Below are 14,033 nucleotides of genomic sequence, written 5' to 3' on the forward strand. Positions count from 1 at the left end.
AATGTAGTGTAGAACGAAACAGCTTTCCGAATTAAAGAATTTGCTTGGCGACCATAGCGTTGTGGACCCACCTGATTCCATGCCGAACTCAGAAGTGAAACGCAATAGCGCCGATGGTAGTGTGGGGCTTCCCCATGTGAGAGTAGGTCATCGCCAGGCTTGTTTACTTGTTTTCAGATTTTAAACAATCTGGAGGCAAAACTAGATAAAGCAATCTAACCATAAGACTTTATTTAGTAAAAATACCACTGCGGAGTGGTAGTTCAGTTGGTTAGAATACCGGCCTGTCACGCCGGGGGTCGCGGGTTCGAGTCCCGTCCACTCCGCCACTTATTAAGAAGCCTCAGCAGAAATGCTGAGGCTTTCTTGCATTTGGAGCAAGGTAAAATTAACGATCACCACTAGAGAGTGGTAGTTCAGTTGGTTAGGCTATGTTTAAAAGAACGCGGCCTATCACGCCGGGGGACGTGTCGCTCTCAAGGTGTTTAGGAAGTCCCGCTTGAGCGCAAGCCCGGCCATTCCGCCACTTATTGAGAAGCCTCAGCAGAAATGCTGAGGCTTTCTTGCATTTAAGAGCTGAGACGTTAGAACGGACTTCGTCCTATAGAACGCTTCGCTTTTAGAAAGCTGGATATCTAGAGTCGTATCTTCAATCGCAAAATGGTTGACAAGCTCATCTCTCCCCTCAAAATCTATTAGCTCTCTAGCTCTCTAGCTCTCTAGCTCTCTAGCTCTCTAGCTCTCTAGCTCTCTAGCTCTCTAGCTCTCTAGCTCTCTAGCTCTCTAGCTCTCTAGCTCTTGATGTACGTCTCTTTCGCAACATCCCATAGTGCTTTAACTAATGGGTTATCTAACTGAGCGCGCTTACAGCATACCCCTAATTTGAATGGCTTTACTGAAGCAACTTTAAGGCGCTCAATCTTGTCTTTCACAGGGCTGCCGTTGATCACGACATCTGGTGCAATTCCAACCCCACAACCAAGAGCAACCATGCTGACAATGGCTTCATGCCCTGAGACTTGGGCATAAATGTTTGGCTTGATCTTCATGGCTTTGAACCAGGTGTTTGCTCTGTCTCTTGCAGTACCTGACTCTGGAACGATGAACGGAATCTTAGACCAATTAGGTTGCTCTTTTTGCAGCTCTAGAGCGAAGTTGCTCATACCTGTTGGTGCAATGATCGAGAGTGGGATCTCACTGATGGTTTCAAACTCGATTTTAGCTGGTAGCTGCTCTGGCATTGCTGAAATAGCGACGTCTGCTTCATCTGCTTGCAGTTTATCTATAGCTTGTGCTGGATCACCCGTTGATAGCTTGAACTCAATGTAGGGGTGGCGTACTCGAAATTCAGAGAGTAGCTCGGGCAAATGGGAATAACTGGCGGTCACTGAGCAAAATAACCGGATCTCTCCCTTAAGTTCTTCTTCATGTCCTTGGAGGTGGGCATTGTAGTTTTGCCATTCACCAATGATCTTTGATGCGACGGGCAATAGTGTTTTAGCGGCTGGAGTGAGCTCAACACTGCGGTTATCACGCAAGAAAAGAGTCTGCTCTATCTCTTCTTCCAACTTCTGGATCTGGCGACTCAACGCCGATGGGCTGATATGCATGGACGATGCGGTCTTAGTGAAGCTTTGACTCTCGCATAGGTGCATGAACAGCTGTAGGCTTTTTATGTTCATATATCGATCTTTGAAAGTGAAAAAATCTGTTAATAAGGTTAATTTAATGTATGAATGCCGTGTTGTTTCCGGTATAACTAAAACAAATGACTTAAGCTACATTGCAAAAAATGCAACTACTAATTGTGAATATATCACTTTAAGCAACGGTATGTCTGCTTTAGTATGAAGTCATTCGATAGACAAATATCGACCTAATGGACAAATTTTCAAAGGAGTGCCCTGCAATGGCAAACTATTTCAATACATTAAACCTACGTCAACAATTGGACCAATTAGGTCGCTGTCGCTTCATGGATCGCGAAGAGTTCGCAACGGAAGCTGATTACCTAAAAGGTAAGAAGATCGTAATCGTAGGTTGTGGTGCACAAGGTCTGAACCAAGGTCTAAACATGCGTGACTCTGGCCTAGACGTATCGTATGCACTTCGTCAGGCAGCAATTGATGAGAAACGTCAATCTTTCCTGAATGCACAAGAAAATGGTTTTGAAGTAGGTAGCTACGAGCAGCTAATCCCTTCAGCTGATCTAGTCGTAAACCTTACTCCAGATAAGCAACATACGAACGTTGTTGAGACAGTAATGCCTCTAATGAAGCAGGGTGCAGCACTAGGTTACTCTCACGGTTTTAACGTTGTTGAAGAAGGTATGCAGCTGCGTGAAGACCTAACGGTTGTTATGGTTGCGCCTAAATGTCCTGGCTCGGAAGTTCGCGAAGAGTACAAGCGTGGCTTTGGTGTACCAACACTGATCGCTGTTCACCCAGAGAACGACCCTAAAGGTGAAGGCTGGGATATTGCGAAAGCATGGGCAGCTGGTACAGGTGGTCACCGCGCGGGTTGTCTAGAGTCTTCATTCGTAGCTGAAGTTAAGTCTGATCTTATGGGCGAGCAAACTATCCTATGTGGCATGCTACAAGCGGGTTCTATCGTATCTTACGAGAAGATGATTGCTGACGGCATTGACCCAAGCTACGCAGGTAAACTACTGCAGTACGGCTGGGAAACTATCACTGAAGCACTGAAGTTTGGTGGCATCACACACATGATGGATCGTCTATCAAACCCAGCTAAAGTAAAAGCATTTGAGCTATCTGAAGAGCTGAAAGAGCTAATGCGTCCGCTTTACAACAAGCACATGGACGATATCATCACAGGCGAGTTCTCTAGCACTATGATGGCTGACTGGGCAAACGATGATAAGAACCTACTAGGCTGGCGTGAAGAGACAGGCGAAACGGCATTCGAAAACTATCCAGCAGGTGACGTAGAAATCTCTGAGCAAGAGTACTTCGACAACGGTATCCTACTCGTTGCTATGGTTCGTGCAGGTGTTGAACTAGCATTTGAAGCAATGACAGCATCAGGCATCATCGATGAGTCAGCGTACTACGAGTCACTACACGAGTTACCGCTAATCGCAAACACAGTAGCACGTAAGCGTCTATACGAAATGAACGTAGTAATATCAGATACAGCGGAATATGGTAACTACCTATTTGCTAATGTTGCAACACCGCTACTACGTGAGAAGTTCATGCCTTCAGTTAACACTGATGTAATTGGTAAAGGCCTAGGTGAGACATCTAACCAAGTAGATAATGCGCGCCTAATCGAAGTGAACGATACTATTCGTAATCACCCAGTAGAATACATCGGTGAGGAGCTACGTGCATACATGAGCGATATGAAGCGCATTGCAGTTGGTGGCTAAATACTGGTTATAAAGCTTCATTTCGTTGTCGAGGATGCTCATTTACACTTGTAAACTCCGCGTCCTCTCCTAGAACTGAAGCTTTATTCCTGCGCATTTACTTGTAGATGAAATAAAACCCCGAGCACTAAGTGTTCGGGGTTTTGTTGTTTTTATGGGTTGGAGCTTAGCAATGCATCAATCGCAGGGATGCGATTGTTGAGCCTACAAGGATGGATGCACGGTGTCATTGATAAGTTTTATGCCATAGAAGCTATTAATGAAGTCTACGCAAGTTGGTCGATGCCTTCGATTAGGGCGTGATGGCTGATGGAACCCGCGCCGCGTGCTTTTAGGTGCGGGACGTATTCTGGGTCTGCCATGAAGTCTAGTGCAGCTTGCTTTGAAGGCCATGAGATGATGATGCGCAGTGCAGGGCTCTCACGATCACCCTCTAGGCGCTCATGTACTGAAGTGCGGGCAATGTATTTTCCGCCGTATTTGGTGACCAGTTTGTTTGAAACAGGCACATAGTCAGCGACCCAAGCATCGGTAGTTGGGGTTACTTCAAGTACAGAAAAGTAAGTTGTCATAGCAGGCTCCGTTGTTCTCTAATCATTTAAGTTGATATGTTTGTTCAACCACAAGAATAAGAATAACAGCTGCTGAGAATTTGATAATAGATTGTAGCGATGAATGACTTTATGGATTTTATTGAGAATAGGGCAGGTTGATATTCAAATTTAGTTTGATAATAAATCAAAAAATAGGCTGTTTTTGTTTTATCTCGATCGGACTACTATTATTTCAACGGCGCGGGGCTATTACATTATTTAAAGCTCTATAGCCCAAACAATCATATAGAGGATATTGAGATGACCAAACTAACTATCGTTGCAAACATCAAAGCCAATGAAGACAAAATCGAGCTAGTAAAAGCAGAACTACTTAAGCTGATTGATATCACTCGTGCCGAAGAAGGTTGTATCAACTACGATCTTCACCAAGACAATGAAAACCCAGCACACTTCATGTTCTACGAGAACTGGACATCACGTGAACTTTGGCAAAAACACATGGGTAACACTCACCTAGCTGACTACATGAAAGCGACTGAGGGTGCGGTGGCTGAATTTACTGTAAATGAGATGACTCACATCGCATAAATTCAATATATTGGATATTAAAAAGGCTTGCTGATCGGTATCAGCAAGCCTTTGTTGTTTTAGATAGCTAGAGAGTGACTACTTATCCGCTAGCTTTTCTTCTAGGTCAGCTAGCTTCTTTTCCATTTCTGTTAGCTTTTGGCGTGTACGCAGTAGTACTTGAGTTTGAACATCAAACTCTTCACGGCTAACAACATCTAGCTTGTTGAGTTGGCCTTGGATTACCTGGCGAACTTTTTGGTCTACGTCTGCACCTAGCTCTTTCACTGGCGCTGGCATAGAGTCATGAATCTGCTTAGCTACTTGCTCTAGTTTCTTTGGGTCAAACATGGGGAAACTCCTTTCAATATTGGCCACATTTTATGTAATTGGTGCGGGAATGTCGCCTATTGAGAGGCAAAAATGCGCACAATAATAAAAAAGGCCACGCTAAGTTAATTTAGCGTGGCCTTTTGAGTCTTCACTCTTTGCTAGCGTTAGTTGTTATTGTTGTCTGCAAGCTCTCGGCAAGCTGCTTTCGCTTCATCTGCACGAGCTAGTTTCTCTAGGTCTTTGTCTTCAACAAATACTGGCAGAGGTTTGTGTTTCTCAGCTAGGTAGCTGTAGATCACCGGCAGTACGAATAGCGTAAACAGAGTACCAATCGCTAGACCAGCAACGATTACTACACCAATACTGAAGCGCTGAGCTGCACCAGCACCTGTTGCGTACATCAGCGGGATAAGGCCCGCGATCATCGCCGCTGTCGTCATCAGGATTGGACGTAGACGAACCTTAGCCGCTTCCATTACCGCATCAATGCGAGACAGTTTATTGTGTAGCTGCTCTTCTTTTGCTACCTCACAGATCAAAATACCGTGCTTAGTAATCAGACCAACAAGAGTAATCAAACCAACCTGGGAGTAGATATTCATCGTTGCAGCGCCCCAAGCAAGGGCGATCAACGCACCACAGATCGCAAGCGGCACCGATACCATGATAACCAGTGGATCTTTAATCGATTCAAATTGAATCGCAAGAACCAAGAAGATGATAGCGAGTGCTAGACCAAAGGTGGCGTAAAGCGCGCTACCTTCTGTTACGTACTGGCGTGCTTCACCCATATAGTCATGGTTGTAACCCGCAGGTAGCTTCGACGCGGCAATATCTTCAAACCATGCAATCGCATCACCCATTGCTGCACTTGGTGCAGGTACCGCACCTACCGTTGCTGAGTTCAACTGGTTGAAGTGAGGTAGTGAGCGAGGCTCTGCCACTACGTCGATGCTGATAAGGCTACCCAGTGGTACTGCATTACCGTCTGCTGCACGAACGTAGTAGTTGTTCATCGATTCTGGGTTTAGGCGGTACTTACGCTCAACCTGAGGGATAACCTCGTATGAACGACCATTGAGATCGATACGGTTAACATAACCATCTGCCATCATAGTTGATAGCGTAATACCGATGTCTTGCATAGTTACGCCATACGCACCCGCTTTGTCTTTGTCGATCTTAATCTTCATCGTTGCCGAGTCGTAGTTAAGGTCGAGGTCGGAGTAAACGAACATAGGGCTAGACTGTACTTCGCCGAGAACTTCGGTTGCGATAGTGAACAAGCTCTCAAATGCGTTTGGCGTGGTGATAACGAACTGAATCGGAAGACCAGAACCCGCGCCTGGAAGCTCAGGCATCTGGAATGCCGTTACCGCCATACCAGGAACATTCGCTACTAAACCACTAACACGGTTTGCTACCTCAGACTGGCTTGCTTCACGCTCACTCCAAGGCACCATAGACGCGATACCAAATGCTTGGTTTGAGTTAGGCACACCGGTGAATACCTGCGCAAATGCCACCTCTGGCTGATCCGATAGAATCTTGTTCACATCGTTCATGGTGTTTTGCAGGTAATCCAAGTTTGCGTTCGATGGGCCTGTACCCATCAACATTACTGCACCCTTATCTTCCGATGGAGCTAGCTCACTCGGGATGAATTTGAATAGCATAGGTAGGCTAGCAAATACGATGAGAGCGAAGCCAATCATGACAGGGCGATGCTCCATTACCGCTTTTAGCATGCGCGCATAGCGGTTGGTCATACCATCAAGGAAGCGGTGAACGGTTTGTTCAAATTTGCTTGGAGTTTCGTTCTCTTTCAGCATCTTTGAACACATCATTGGCGACAGTGTTAGTGCGACGATACCCGATACAAATACCGAACCTGCAAGTGTCAGTGCAAACTCTTTAAATAGAGAGCCGGTAATACCGCCCATCAGCGCGATAGGAGCATATACCGCACCCAGAGTTAGCGTCATTGCGATAACGGGTACTGCGATCTCTCGTGTACCAATGATGGCTGCTCGGAATGGTGATTCACCCAGTTTCAAGTGTCGGTCGACATTCTCAAGTACAACGATCGCATCATCTACCACCAGACCGATAGCCAAAACCATTGCCAGTAGTGTCATTAGGTTCCATGAAAAGCCCATCGCCTGCATAACCATTGCCACACCAATCAGTGAAAGTGGAATTGTGACGATAGGGATCAGTACTGCACGGAATGAACCCAAGAACAGCGTGATAACGACAAGTACGATCAATGCAGCCTCAAGAATCGTCTTGATTACTTCATTGATAGACTCGTTGATAGCAACCGTCGAGTCATACATCACGTTCATGCTGATGTTACTTGGTAGGTTACGTTCAAGCTGAGGCAGTAGTTCCCACACATCTGCAGCGATGTTGATTGGGTTGGCACTTGGCGCTGCGTTGATTGCAGCGACTACCGCTTCTTGACCATTGGCACTTGCACGGTAGACATCGTGGCTCTTTTCAAGCGTTACTTTAGCAATGTCGCTAAGACGAGCTACGCTACCCTTGTCAGAGCTGATCACAAGGTTCTCTAGCTCTTCAACGTTTGAAACCTGAGTCTCGGCACTACCGTTGTACAGCACGAATTCACCGACAGCCTGGCCTGAAGCCGACTGGTAGTTGTTAGCGTTCAGCACGCCCATCACATCAGTCGCGGTGAGGTTAAGTGCTGCCATCTTCGCAGGATCAAGCCATACGCGTAGTGCGTATTTCATACCACCGTATAGGTCTACTTTAGAGACACCATTAACAGTGAACAGCTGCGGGTTGATTACACGTTCAAGGTAGTCAGTGATCTGGCTTGACGATAGCTCATCACTGGTGAAACCAATGTAGAGTACCGCCGTCGTTGAGCCGGTCGACATGGTTACCGTCGGATCTTCAGACTCACTAGGAAGCTGTGAACGTACCGAGTTGGTCTTTGCCAAGATATCTGACAGCGCCGCATTCGGGTCGGTGTTGAGCTTCATGGTCACAGTGATAGTGGATTGGCCCATTACCGACTGTGATGTCATGTAGTCTATGTTGTCTGCTTGTGCGACCGCTTGCTCAAGTGGCTGAGTAATAAAGCCCTGAATCAGGTCAGCACTAGCACCGTAGTAACTGGTGGTAACCGTTACTACTGTATTCGTCATTTCTGGGTATTCACGGACCTGCATCTTGAAAACCGCTTGGAGACCAAGCAAGGCAATCAAAAAGCTGATCGATACCGCTAGAACTGGACGTTTTATGAAAACATCAGTAAAGCGCATGATTCCTCCAATTAGAGCATTGGTGTTTCAGCAGGTGGTGTTGTCGCATCGCTTTCAACTACGCGTACTTTTGCACCATTACTTAGACGAACCTGACCAGAAGTCACAACCACATCGCCTTCTTTTACACCCTCAAGGATGTGTGCGATGTCTGCAGTTCGCTCACCGACTTTCACGACGTGTTGTTGTACGCGCTTCGCCCCATCTTCTTCAGACAAGATGTACACATTGTCGCCGTATAGAGTGAAAGTGATTGCGGTTTGTGGCAGCGTGATTTGATTCTCTAGCGTCGGTAGGATGATGTTTGCGCGTGCGAACATACCACTACGTAGCTTACCGTCACTGTTTGGAATATCAGCTTGAACCTGAATCAGACCACTCTGGATATTAACCGCTGGCTCGATTGCAGAGATAGAACCCTTGAAGGCAATTTCTGGGTAAGCGTCAACGAAGATATCCATTTGCTGACCTATCTGGATACGAGAGATATCAGTTTGCGGCACGGTAAAGCGCAGACGCATAACAGACGTATCTTCTAGGCGAACAATATCCGTACCCGCTTGCAGGTATTGACCAAGATAAACATTACGAATACCGACTTCACCTGCGAAAGGCGCTTTAATTTCACGGCGATCGATAGATGCTTTTAAGCTCTCGATATCCGCAGATAGAGAGAAGAAGTTTGCCTCTGCTTCATCATATGCTTCTTTCGAGATTGAGCCTTTGCTAAATAGACCTTTATAACGCTTGTATTTAGCTTCTGCTGCTGGCAAACGAGCTTGCGAGCTCTTGAGGTTTGCTTTCTCAACGGCAGAATCAAGCATCACTAGTGGTTGACCTTCTTCAACCTTTGCGCCTGATTGGAATGCGATTTTATCAATCACACCGCTGGTTTCGTTTGCAACCGTTACACCTTGGTTCGGTTCAATGAAGCCGATCGCTTCAATCACAGGTACCCAATCCACTGGTTTCACTTCTGTTACCGTTACCGGAAACTCTGGCTCAGGCCTATTGGCCATAAACTCAGCGATCTTTTGTTGTTTAAACATGTTGAAACCAATCACGCTGCCAAACAGCAGAACCGCGATCAGTAACATAAAGAAAGTCCACTTTTTCATTCTGTGTAGAACTCCAAGTTAGTGTTTAATAATTGCATCCCAACTTGCCTCAATGGCTGCATCTAGGTCAGCCTCTGAGAGTTGGTAAATATTAGCGGCATGTTTCCTTGCGAGTACCACACTCACTTCAAGGCTCAAAGCAGCGAGAATTTCGTTTGCTAATGGCCTGAAAATACCTTGTTGTTTACCTTCAACGAACATCTGTTCTACTTTGGCAAACATTTCTCGCTCTTGTTCCCTAGAGCTATGACCTTCTGAACACGGTAGCGACTCATACTGCACTCGACTATTGAGTGCTGATGTATTTGAAGCCGCTAGCTTCCATATGTTTAACCACATTGTGCGATAACGTAGTTTCAAAGGCATGTCATCCGTTACATTCGCTTGAACCGCCGTTGCAAGGCGAGTTGCAACGTGCAATCGAAGTTGAATCAACAGGTCGTCTTTATCTTTGAAGTATCGATAAATGGTTCCTGCTGCTACACCAGCTTCATTGGCAAGCTTTTGCATCGATAAGCCCTGGAATCCCGATTGAGCCACAAGACTTTCTGCGGATTGTAGGATTTGCTCTCGCTTGTCATTGAGAGTTGTATCGGTCATATCGCCACCACGAATGAATGAACATTCATTCATTATAGAGGGAATAGTAAACAAATGGCAGTGTTATTTTATAGATGACAGTGTTAAAAACTTGTCAATATATTCATATCCGATAATTCTTACGTTTGAGTTAAAAGTGAGATCAGCGTAGCAATGCAAGCTAGCCGCGATTATCATAGGCGCAGTTTTTTGGTCAACCGATCCTGACAAGGTAAGCAGAGCAATGAAGTTAAACCCAAGACAAGATGAAGCCGTGAAATACGTATCGGGGCCCTGTTTGGTTCTGGCCGGCGCTGGCTCGGGAAAAACTCGTGTAATCACCAATAAGATTGCTTATCTTGTGCAGCAATGTGGCTATAAGGCGCGCAACATCGCGGCGGTAACCTTTACTAATAAAGCGGCTCGCGAGATGAAAGAGCGTGTAGGCCAGACGTTAGGTAAAGGAGAGGCTAAGAGCTTGATGGTTTCCACCTTCCATACCCTAGGTCTCAATATCATTCGACGCGAGTATAAAGCCTTAGGTCTCAAAGCAGGCTTCTCCCTGTTTGATGACCAAGACCAGTTAGCCTTGTTAAAAGAGCTGACAGAAAAGCAGCTTGATGGTGATAAAGATCTACTTCGTCAGTTGTTGAGTACAATCTCAAACTGGAAGAACGACATGCTGACACCTGAGCAAGCCATAGCGCGTGCTCAGGGTGAACAACAGCAGTTATTCGCATTCTGCTTTGAGATGTATCACAAGCAGATGAAGGCGTACAACGCATTAGATTTCGATGATCTCATTTCATTGCCAGTTCTGTTGTTACGAACAAATGAAGAAGTGCGTCAACGTTGGCAGAATCGAATCCGTTACCTATTGGTCGATGAGTATCAAGACACCAATACCAGCCAGTATGAATTGGTAAGGCTAATTGTCGGTGAGCGTGGTCGCTTGACCGTTGTAGGTGACGACGATCAGTCGATCTACTCTTGGCGTGGTGCAAAACCTCAAAACCTAGTTCTACTCGGTGAGGACTATCCAAACTTACGCTTGATTAAGCTAGAGCAAAACTATCGCTCGACCAGTCGTATTTTGCGTAGTGCTAACATATTGATTGCTAACAACCCTCACGTATACGAGAAACGACTTTTTTCCGAGATTCCGGATGGCGAGAAGCTCAAGTTCTTACTCGCCAAAAATGAAGAGCACGAGGCTGAACGTGTTACCGGTGAGTTGATCGCACATAAATTCCTAAATCGCACGGAATATAAAGATTATGCAGTGCTCTATCGTGGTAATCACCAATCACGCCTGATCGAAAAATCTTTGATGCAAAACCGTGTACCTTATAAGTTGTCGGGTGGCACCTCATTCTTTGCCCGTGCCGAGATTAAAGACATCATGGCTTATCTGCGAGTGTTGGTTAACCCAGATGATGACAATGCATTCCTACGTATTGTAAACACCCCGCGCAGAGAGATCGGCCCGGTCACGCTAGAGAAGCTAGGTAGTTACGCCAATATGCGAGGCAAGAGCTTGTTTGAAGCTAGCTTTGAGCTTGGGCTAGAGCAGCATTTAACTGGGCGTGGCCTAGAGAACCTTCGTCGTTTTACCGATTGGATTGTTCGTATTGCTGATAATGCTGAGCGTGGTAACACTGTCGATGCTGTTCGTTCTCTGGTGCGTGATATCAACTACGAAGATTTCTTATACGAGACATCATCGAGCCCGAAAGCGGCAGAAATGCGTATGAAGAACGTTTCTGATCTCTACTCATGGATTGTTGCCGACCTAGAAGGTGATAACTATGACCAAGAAGAGAAGACGCTTAAAGAGGTGGTTCAACGCCTGACACTGCGTGACATGATGGAGCGTGGTGAAGAAGATGATGATAGCGATGCTGTACAGCTCATGACGCTGCATGCTTCGAAGGGATTGGAGTTTCCCTATGTCTACTTGATTGGTACAGAAGAGGGGATTCTTCCTCACCAAACCAGTATCGATGAAGATAATGTCGAGGAAGAGCGCCGCTTAATGTATGTCGGTATTACTCGAGCTCAGAAAGAGCTGACTTTTACTATGTGTAAAGAGCGACGTCAATTTGGTGAACTGGTTAAACCAACCCAAAGTCGTTTCTTGGATGAGCTACCTTTCGACGATGTTGAGTGGGAGCAAACCAAGAAGCCGGTATCACAAGAAGAGCGTATGGCGAAAGGTCAGGCCCACATCGCTAACCTTCGCGCCATGTTCAACAAGAAGTAGTTTAATTACTCCCCCTGATAAAGGCAGCCACTATACGTATTGATCGAGTAGGCTGCCCGCTCCCACCTTTCTTGATTCTACAAATTCAGCGATCTCTGCATCTGAGATGCGTTTGATGACCACGTCGTTTGCACTATTACGGATCTCGATAAACGTTCTACCACCTTGGTTTACCACTTTTGCTGATAAGTGCTCACTAAACTCCGGTAAAACCTGGTTAATTAACTTAGCCGTTTGATCAATGTGAACCTTGGTTTGAGTGCTATCTAATTTCAGTGGCTGCTTTTGTTTGGGGTGAGAATCGATGCGCTGATGCTCTAGCCCATAGTCATTAGAACGATAAGAGGTGTTGCTGACTGAAGAAATATCCATATCGCCTCCTTTAATAAGTTGTTCAGGACAATAATTAAGCGCTATGTATACTGTATCGTCTCAATGTATGGTTACTTTAGGCTCAGTGCGTAAAAAGTACGCATTGCTTTTTTGCGCGCATTAAAAAGGGCCTTGCTTGAGTAAGCAAGGCCCTACGAGTTCTGAAGTGATTTAGCTTTCTATAAGCCTTCAATCATATGGTCGATTGCCGCGATGATTTCATCGTCTGAACAATCCATGCAAGAGCCTTTTGCTGGCATCGCATTGAAGCCATTGATTGCATGATTGTTTAGAACGTCACGGCCTTGAGCGATACGTGGAGCCCAGTCTCCCGCATCCCCCGTTTTTGGTGCACCGCTCACACCAGAAGCGTGACAAGCGATACAGAAAGTACCGTAAACTGAAGCGCCATCGCGTGGGCCAGAAGGCTCAGCGGCTACAGGCTCAGCGCCAGCAAGGTAAACATCACCCACAGGTTTTATACGTTCTGCAATCGCATCATATTCTTCTTGGCTAATATTGCCAGCGAAGGCCGCTGTAGAAAAAGTTAGTGCAGCGGCAAGTACGCTGATCATTCGTCGAGACATATCCATTAAACTCACTTTACATTCCAGAGGTAATGCTTGGATTACCTATTATATTATTAGAGTGTTTGTGCGATTGCCCAGATGAGGAAACATCTGTTAAATCAATGTAAATTATGGGTGATTATATCCTGTTAACTTGTTGCAATAAACAACAAGTTATCGACTAAATAATAGCTATTACGCGGATAATAGGGGTTTATCACACTTTAACTGTTGAAAAAGCCAACAAACGCAAAAAAAAGTAAAAAAAAAGCTAGACGGCAAAGTGTGATATACGTATTATTCCACTCCGCCGATAGGGCATGCGCCCGTAGCTCAGCTGGATAGAGCGTTGGCCTCCGGAGCCAAAGGTCGAAGGTTCGAATCCTTTCGGGCGCGCCATCCGGAAGTGCTTTAACAGCATAATAATTGGCGAAAACATAATGGTGGCTATAGCTCAGTTGGTAGAGCCCTGGATTGTGATTCCGGTGGTCGCGAGTTCGAATCTCGTTAGCCACCCCATTATTTTGGTAGCATTGCTCCCATTCTTGATTAATTTCGAGGAAAAACAAAAGTCGGTGAATAGCGCAGCTTGGTAGCGCATCTGGTTTGGGACCAGAGGGTCGGGGGTTCGAATCCCTCTTCACCGACCACTATCTATTTCTTAGGTTAGATGTTACTAACGTAAGAATGGGTCGGGGTTCGCCTGTTCTTTGAATTGGCTCTTCACCCGGCTACTTATTTCAATAATCGCATATGTGGTTATACAAAAAATTAGTGGTGGCTATAGCTCAGTTGGTAGAGCCCTGGATTGTGATTCCGGTGGTCGCGAGTTCGAATCTCGTTAGCCACCCCATTAATTTTGTCGGTGAATAGCGCAGCTTGGTAGCGCATCTGGTTTGGGACCAGAGGGTCGGGGGTTCGAATCCCTCTTCACCGACCATCATTGAGAAGCCCTGATCGAAAGATCAGGGCTTTTTGCATTCTGTTT

Annotated in this window: 11 protein-coding genes, 6 tRNA genes and 1 rRNA gene; 10 read left to right on the forward strand and 8 right to left on the reverse strand. The window is 45.8% G+C overall.

Annotation, left to right across the window (positions count from 1 at the left end; translation table 11 throughout):
* The first annotated feature begins 43 nt into the window (after positions 1–43).
* Positions 44–159: ribosomal RNA gene (rrf, locus tag DPF91_RS16440) — 5S ribosomal RNA — on the forward strand.
* Between the two features lie 93 nt (positions 160–252).
* Positions 253–329, forward strand: a tRNA-Asp gene (locus DPF91_RS16445).
* Between the two features lie 462 nt (positions 330–791).
* Here the strand turns inward: DPF91_RS16445 and ilvY are convergent.
* Positions 792–1,682, reverse strand: a complete 891-nt coding sequence (gene ilvY / locus DPF91_RS16450) for an HTH-type transcriptional activator IlvY (RefSeq protein WP_117235540.1) — start codon at positions 1,680–1,682, stop codon at positions 792–794.
* Positions 1,683–1,909: 227 nt separating this feature from the next.
* Between ilvY and ilvC the strand changes: the two genes are divergently transcribed.
* Positions 1,910–3,394: a ketol-acid reductoisomerase gene (ilvC, locus tag DPF91_RS16455; RefSeq protein ID WP_117235541.1), complete on the forward strand. Its 1,485-nt coding sequence runs from the start codon at positions 1,910–1,912 to the stop codon at positions 3,392–3,394.
* Positions 3,395–3,660: 266 nt separating this feature from the next.
* Here the strand turns inward: ilvC and DPF91_RS16460 are convergent, their stop codons facing one another.
* Positions 3,661–3,966 (reverse strand): DUF1330 domain-containing protein, encoded by a 306-nt coding sequence (locus tag DPF91_RS16460; protein WP_117235542.1) that lies wholly within the window; start codon positions 3,964–3,966, stop codon positions 3,661–3,663.
* Positions 3,967–4,248: 282 nt separating this feature from the next.
* Here DPF91_RS16460 and DPF91_RS16465 point away from each other — a divergent pair, with 282 nt between their 5' ends.
* Positions 4,249–4,539, forward strand: coding sequence for a putative quinol monooxygenase (locus DPF91_RS16465; protein WP_117235543.1), 291 nt, complete (start codon positions 4,249–4,251; stop codon positions 4,537–4,539).
* A gap of 78 nt (positions 4,540–4,617) precedes the next feature.
* On the opposite strand, the gene ubiK is transcribed toward DPF91_RS16465, so the two are convergent.
* The 4 genes from ubiK to DPF91_RS16485 form a co-directional block, all read right to left on the reverse strand.
* Positions 4,618–4,869: a ubiquinone biosynthesis accessory factor UbiK gene (ubiK, locus tag DPF91_RS16470; RefSeq protein WP_117235544.1), complete on the reverse strand. Its 252-nt coding sequence runs from the start codon at positions 4,867–4,869 to the stop codon at positions 4,618–4,620.
* A 146-nt stretch (positions 4,870–5,015) separates the two neighbouring features.
* Complete coding sequence (locus DPF91_RS16475; protein WP_117235545.1) at positions 5,016–8,144, reverse strand: multidrug efflux RND transporter permease subunit; 3,129 nt, start codon at positions 8,142–8,144, stop codon at positions 5,016–5,018.
* Positions 8,145–8,155: 11 nt separating this feature from the next.
* Positions 8,156–9,262, reverse strand: a complete 1,107-nt coding sequence (locus DPF91_RS16480) for an efflux RND transporter periplasmic adaptor subunit (protein WP_117235546.1) — start codon at positions 9,260–9,262, stop codon at positions 8,156–8,158.
* 18 nt (positions 9,263–9,280) lie between these two features.
* On the reverse strand, positions 9,281–9,862 hold the full coding sequence (locus DPF91_RS16485) for a TetR/AcrR family transcriptional regulator (RefSeq protein WP_206355580.1): 582 nt from the start codon (positions 9,860–9,862) through the stop codon (positions 9,281–9,283).
* A 223-nt stretch (positions 9,863–10,085) separates the two neighbouring features.
* Here DPF91_RS16485 and rep point away from each other — a divergent pair, with 223 nt between their 5' ends.
* Positions 10,086–12,104, forward strand: coding sequence for a DNA helicase Rep (rep, locus tag DPF91_RS16490; RefSeq protein WP_117235548.1), 2,019 nt, complete (start codon positions 10,086–10,088; stop codon positions 12,102–12,104).
* Between the two features lie 30 nt (positions 12,105–12,134).
* On the opposite strand, the gene DPF91_RS16495 is transcribed toward rep, so the two are convergent.
* Together DPF91_RS16495 and DPF91_RS16500 are read right to left on the reverse strand one after the other, a co-directional pair.
* Entirely contained in the window at positions 12,135–12,476 is a 342-nt protein-coding gene (locus DPF91_RS16495) for a flagellar protein FlaG (protein WP_117235549.1), read from the reverse strand.
* A gap of 179 nt (positions 12,477–12,655) precedes the next feature.
* Positions 12,656–13,069, reverse strand: a complete 414-nt coding sequence (locus DPF91_RS16500; protein WP_117235550.1) for a c-type cytochrome — start codon at positions 13,067–13,069, stop codon at positions 12,656–12,658.
* Between the two features lie 298 nt (positions 13,070–13,367).
* Here DPF91_RS16500 and DPF91_RS16505 point away from each other — a divergent pair.
* The 5 genes from DPF91_RS16505 (at position 13,368) to DPF91_RS16525 (ending at position 13,985) form a co-directional block, all read left to right on the forward strand.
* Positions 13,368–13,444: transfer RNA gene (locus tag DPF91_RS16505), tRNA-Arg, on the forward strand.
* Positions 13,445–13,488: 44 nt separating this feature from the next.
* Positions 13,489–13,564 (forward strand) — tRNA-His (locus DPF91_RS16510).
* 54 nt (positions 13,565–13,618) lie between these two features.
* A tRNA-Pro gene (locus DPF91_RS16515) sits at positions 13,619–13,695 on the forward strand.
* Positions 13,696–13,822: 127 nt separating this feature from the next.
* Positions 13,823–13,898, forward strand: a tRNA-His gene (locus DPF91_RS16520).
* Positions 13,899–13,908: 10 nt separating this feature from the next.
* Positions 13,909–13,985 (forward strand) — tRNA-Pro (locus tag DPF91_RS16525).
* Positions 13,986–14,033: the final 48 nt, after the last annotated feature.

This window comes from Vibrio maerlii, assembly GCF_003415655.1.
Taxonomy (GTDB): domain Bacteria; phylum Pseudomonadota; class Gammaproteobacteria; order Enterobacterales; family Vibrionaceae; genus Vibrio; species Vibrio maerlii.

Excerpts from the sequence above, each read along its gene's own strand:
- ilvY (WP_117235540.1), bottom strand. The coding sequence starts at position 1,682 with ATGAACATAAAAAGCCTACAGCTGTTCATGCACCTATGCGAGAGTCAA.
- ilvC (WP_117235541.1), top strand. The coding sequence starts at position 1,910 with ATGGCAAACTATTTCAATACATTAAACCTACGTCAACAATTGGACCAA.
- DPF91_RS16460 (WP_117235542.1), bottom strand. The coding sequence starts at position 3,966 with ATGACAACTTACTTTTCTGTACTTGAAGTAACCCCAACTACCGATGCT.
- DPF91_RS16465 (WP_117235543.1), top strand. The coding sequence starts at position 4,249 with ATGACCAAACTAACTATCGTTGCAAACATCAAAGCCAATGAAGACAAA.
- ubiK (WP_117235544.1), bottom strand. The coding sequence starts at position 4,869 with ATGTTTGACCCAAAGAAACTAGAGCAAGTAGCTAAGCAGATTCATGAC.
- DPF91_RS16475 (WP_117235545.1), bottom strand. The coding sequence starts at position 8,144 with ATGCGCTTTACTGATGTTTTCATAAAACGTCCAGTTCTAGCGGTATCG.
- DPF91_RS16480 (WP_117235546.1), bottom strand. The coding sequence starts at position 9,262 with ATGAAAAAGTGGACTTTCTTTATGTTACTGATCGCGGTTCTGCTGTTT.
- DPF91_RS16485 (WP_206355580.1), bottom strand. The coding sequence starts at position 9,862 with ATGACCGATACAACTCTCAATGACAAGCGAGAGCAAATCCTACAATCC.
- rep (WP_117235548.1), top strand. The coding sequence starts at position 10,086 with ATGAAGTTAAACCCAAGACAAGATGAAGCCGTGAAATACGTATCGGGG.
- DPF91_RS16495 (WP_117235549.1), bottom strand. The coding sequence starts at position 12,476 with ATGGATATTTCTTCAGTCAGCAACACCTCTTATCGTTCTAATGACTAT.
- DPF91_RS16500 (WP_117235550.1), bottom strand. The coding sequence starts at position 13,069 with ATGGATATGTCTCGACGAATGATCAGCGTACTTGCCGCTGCACTAACT.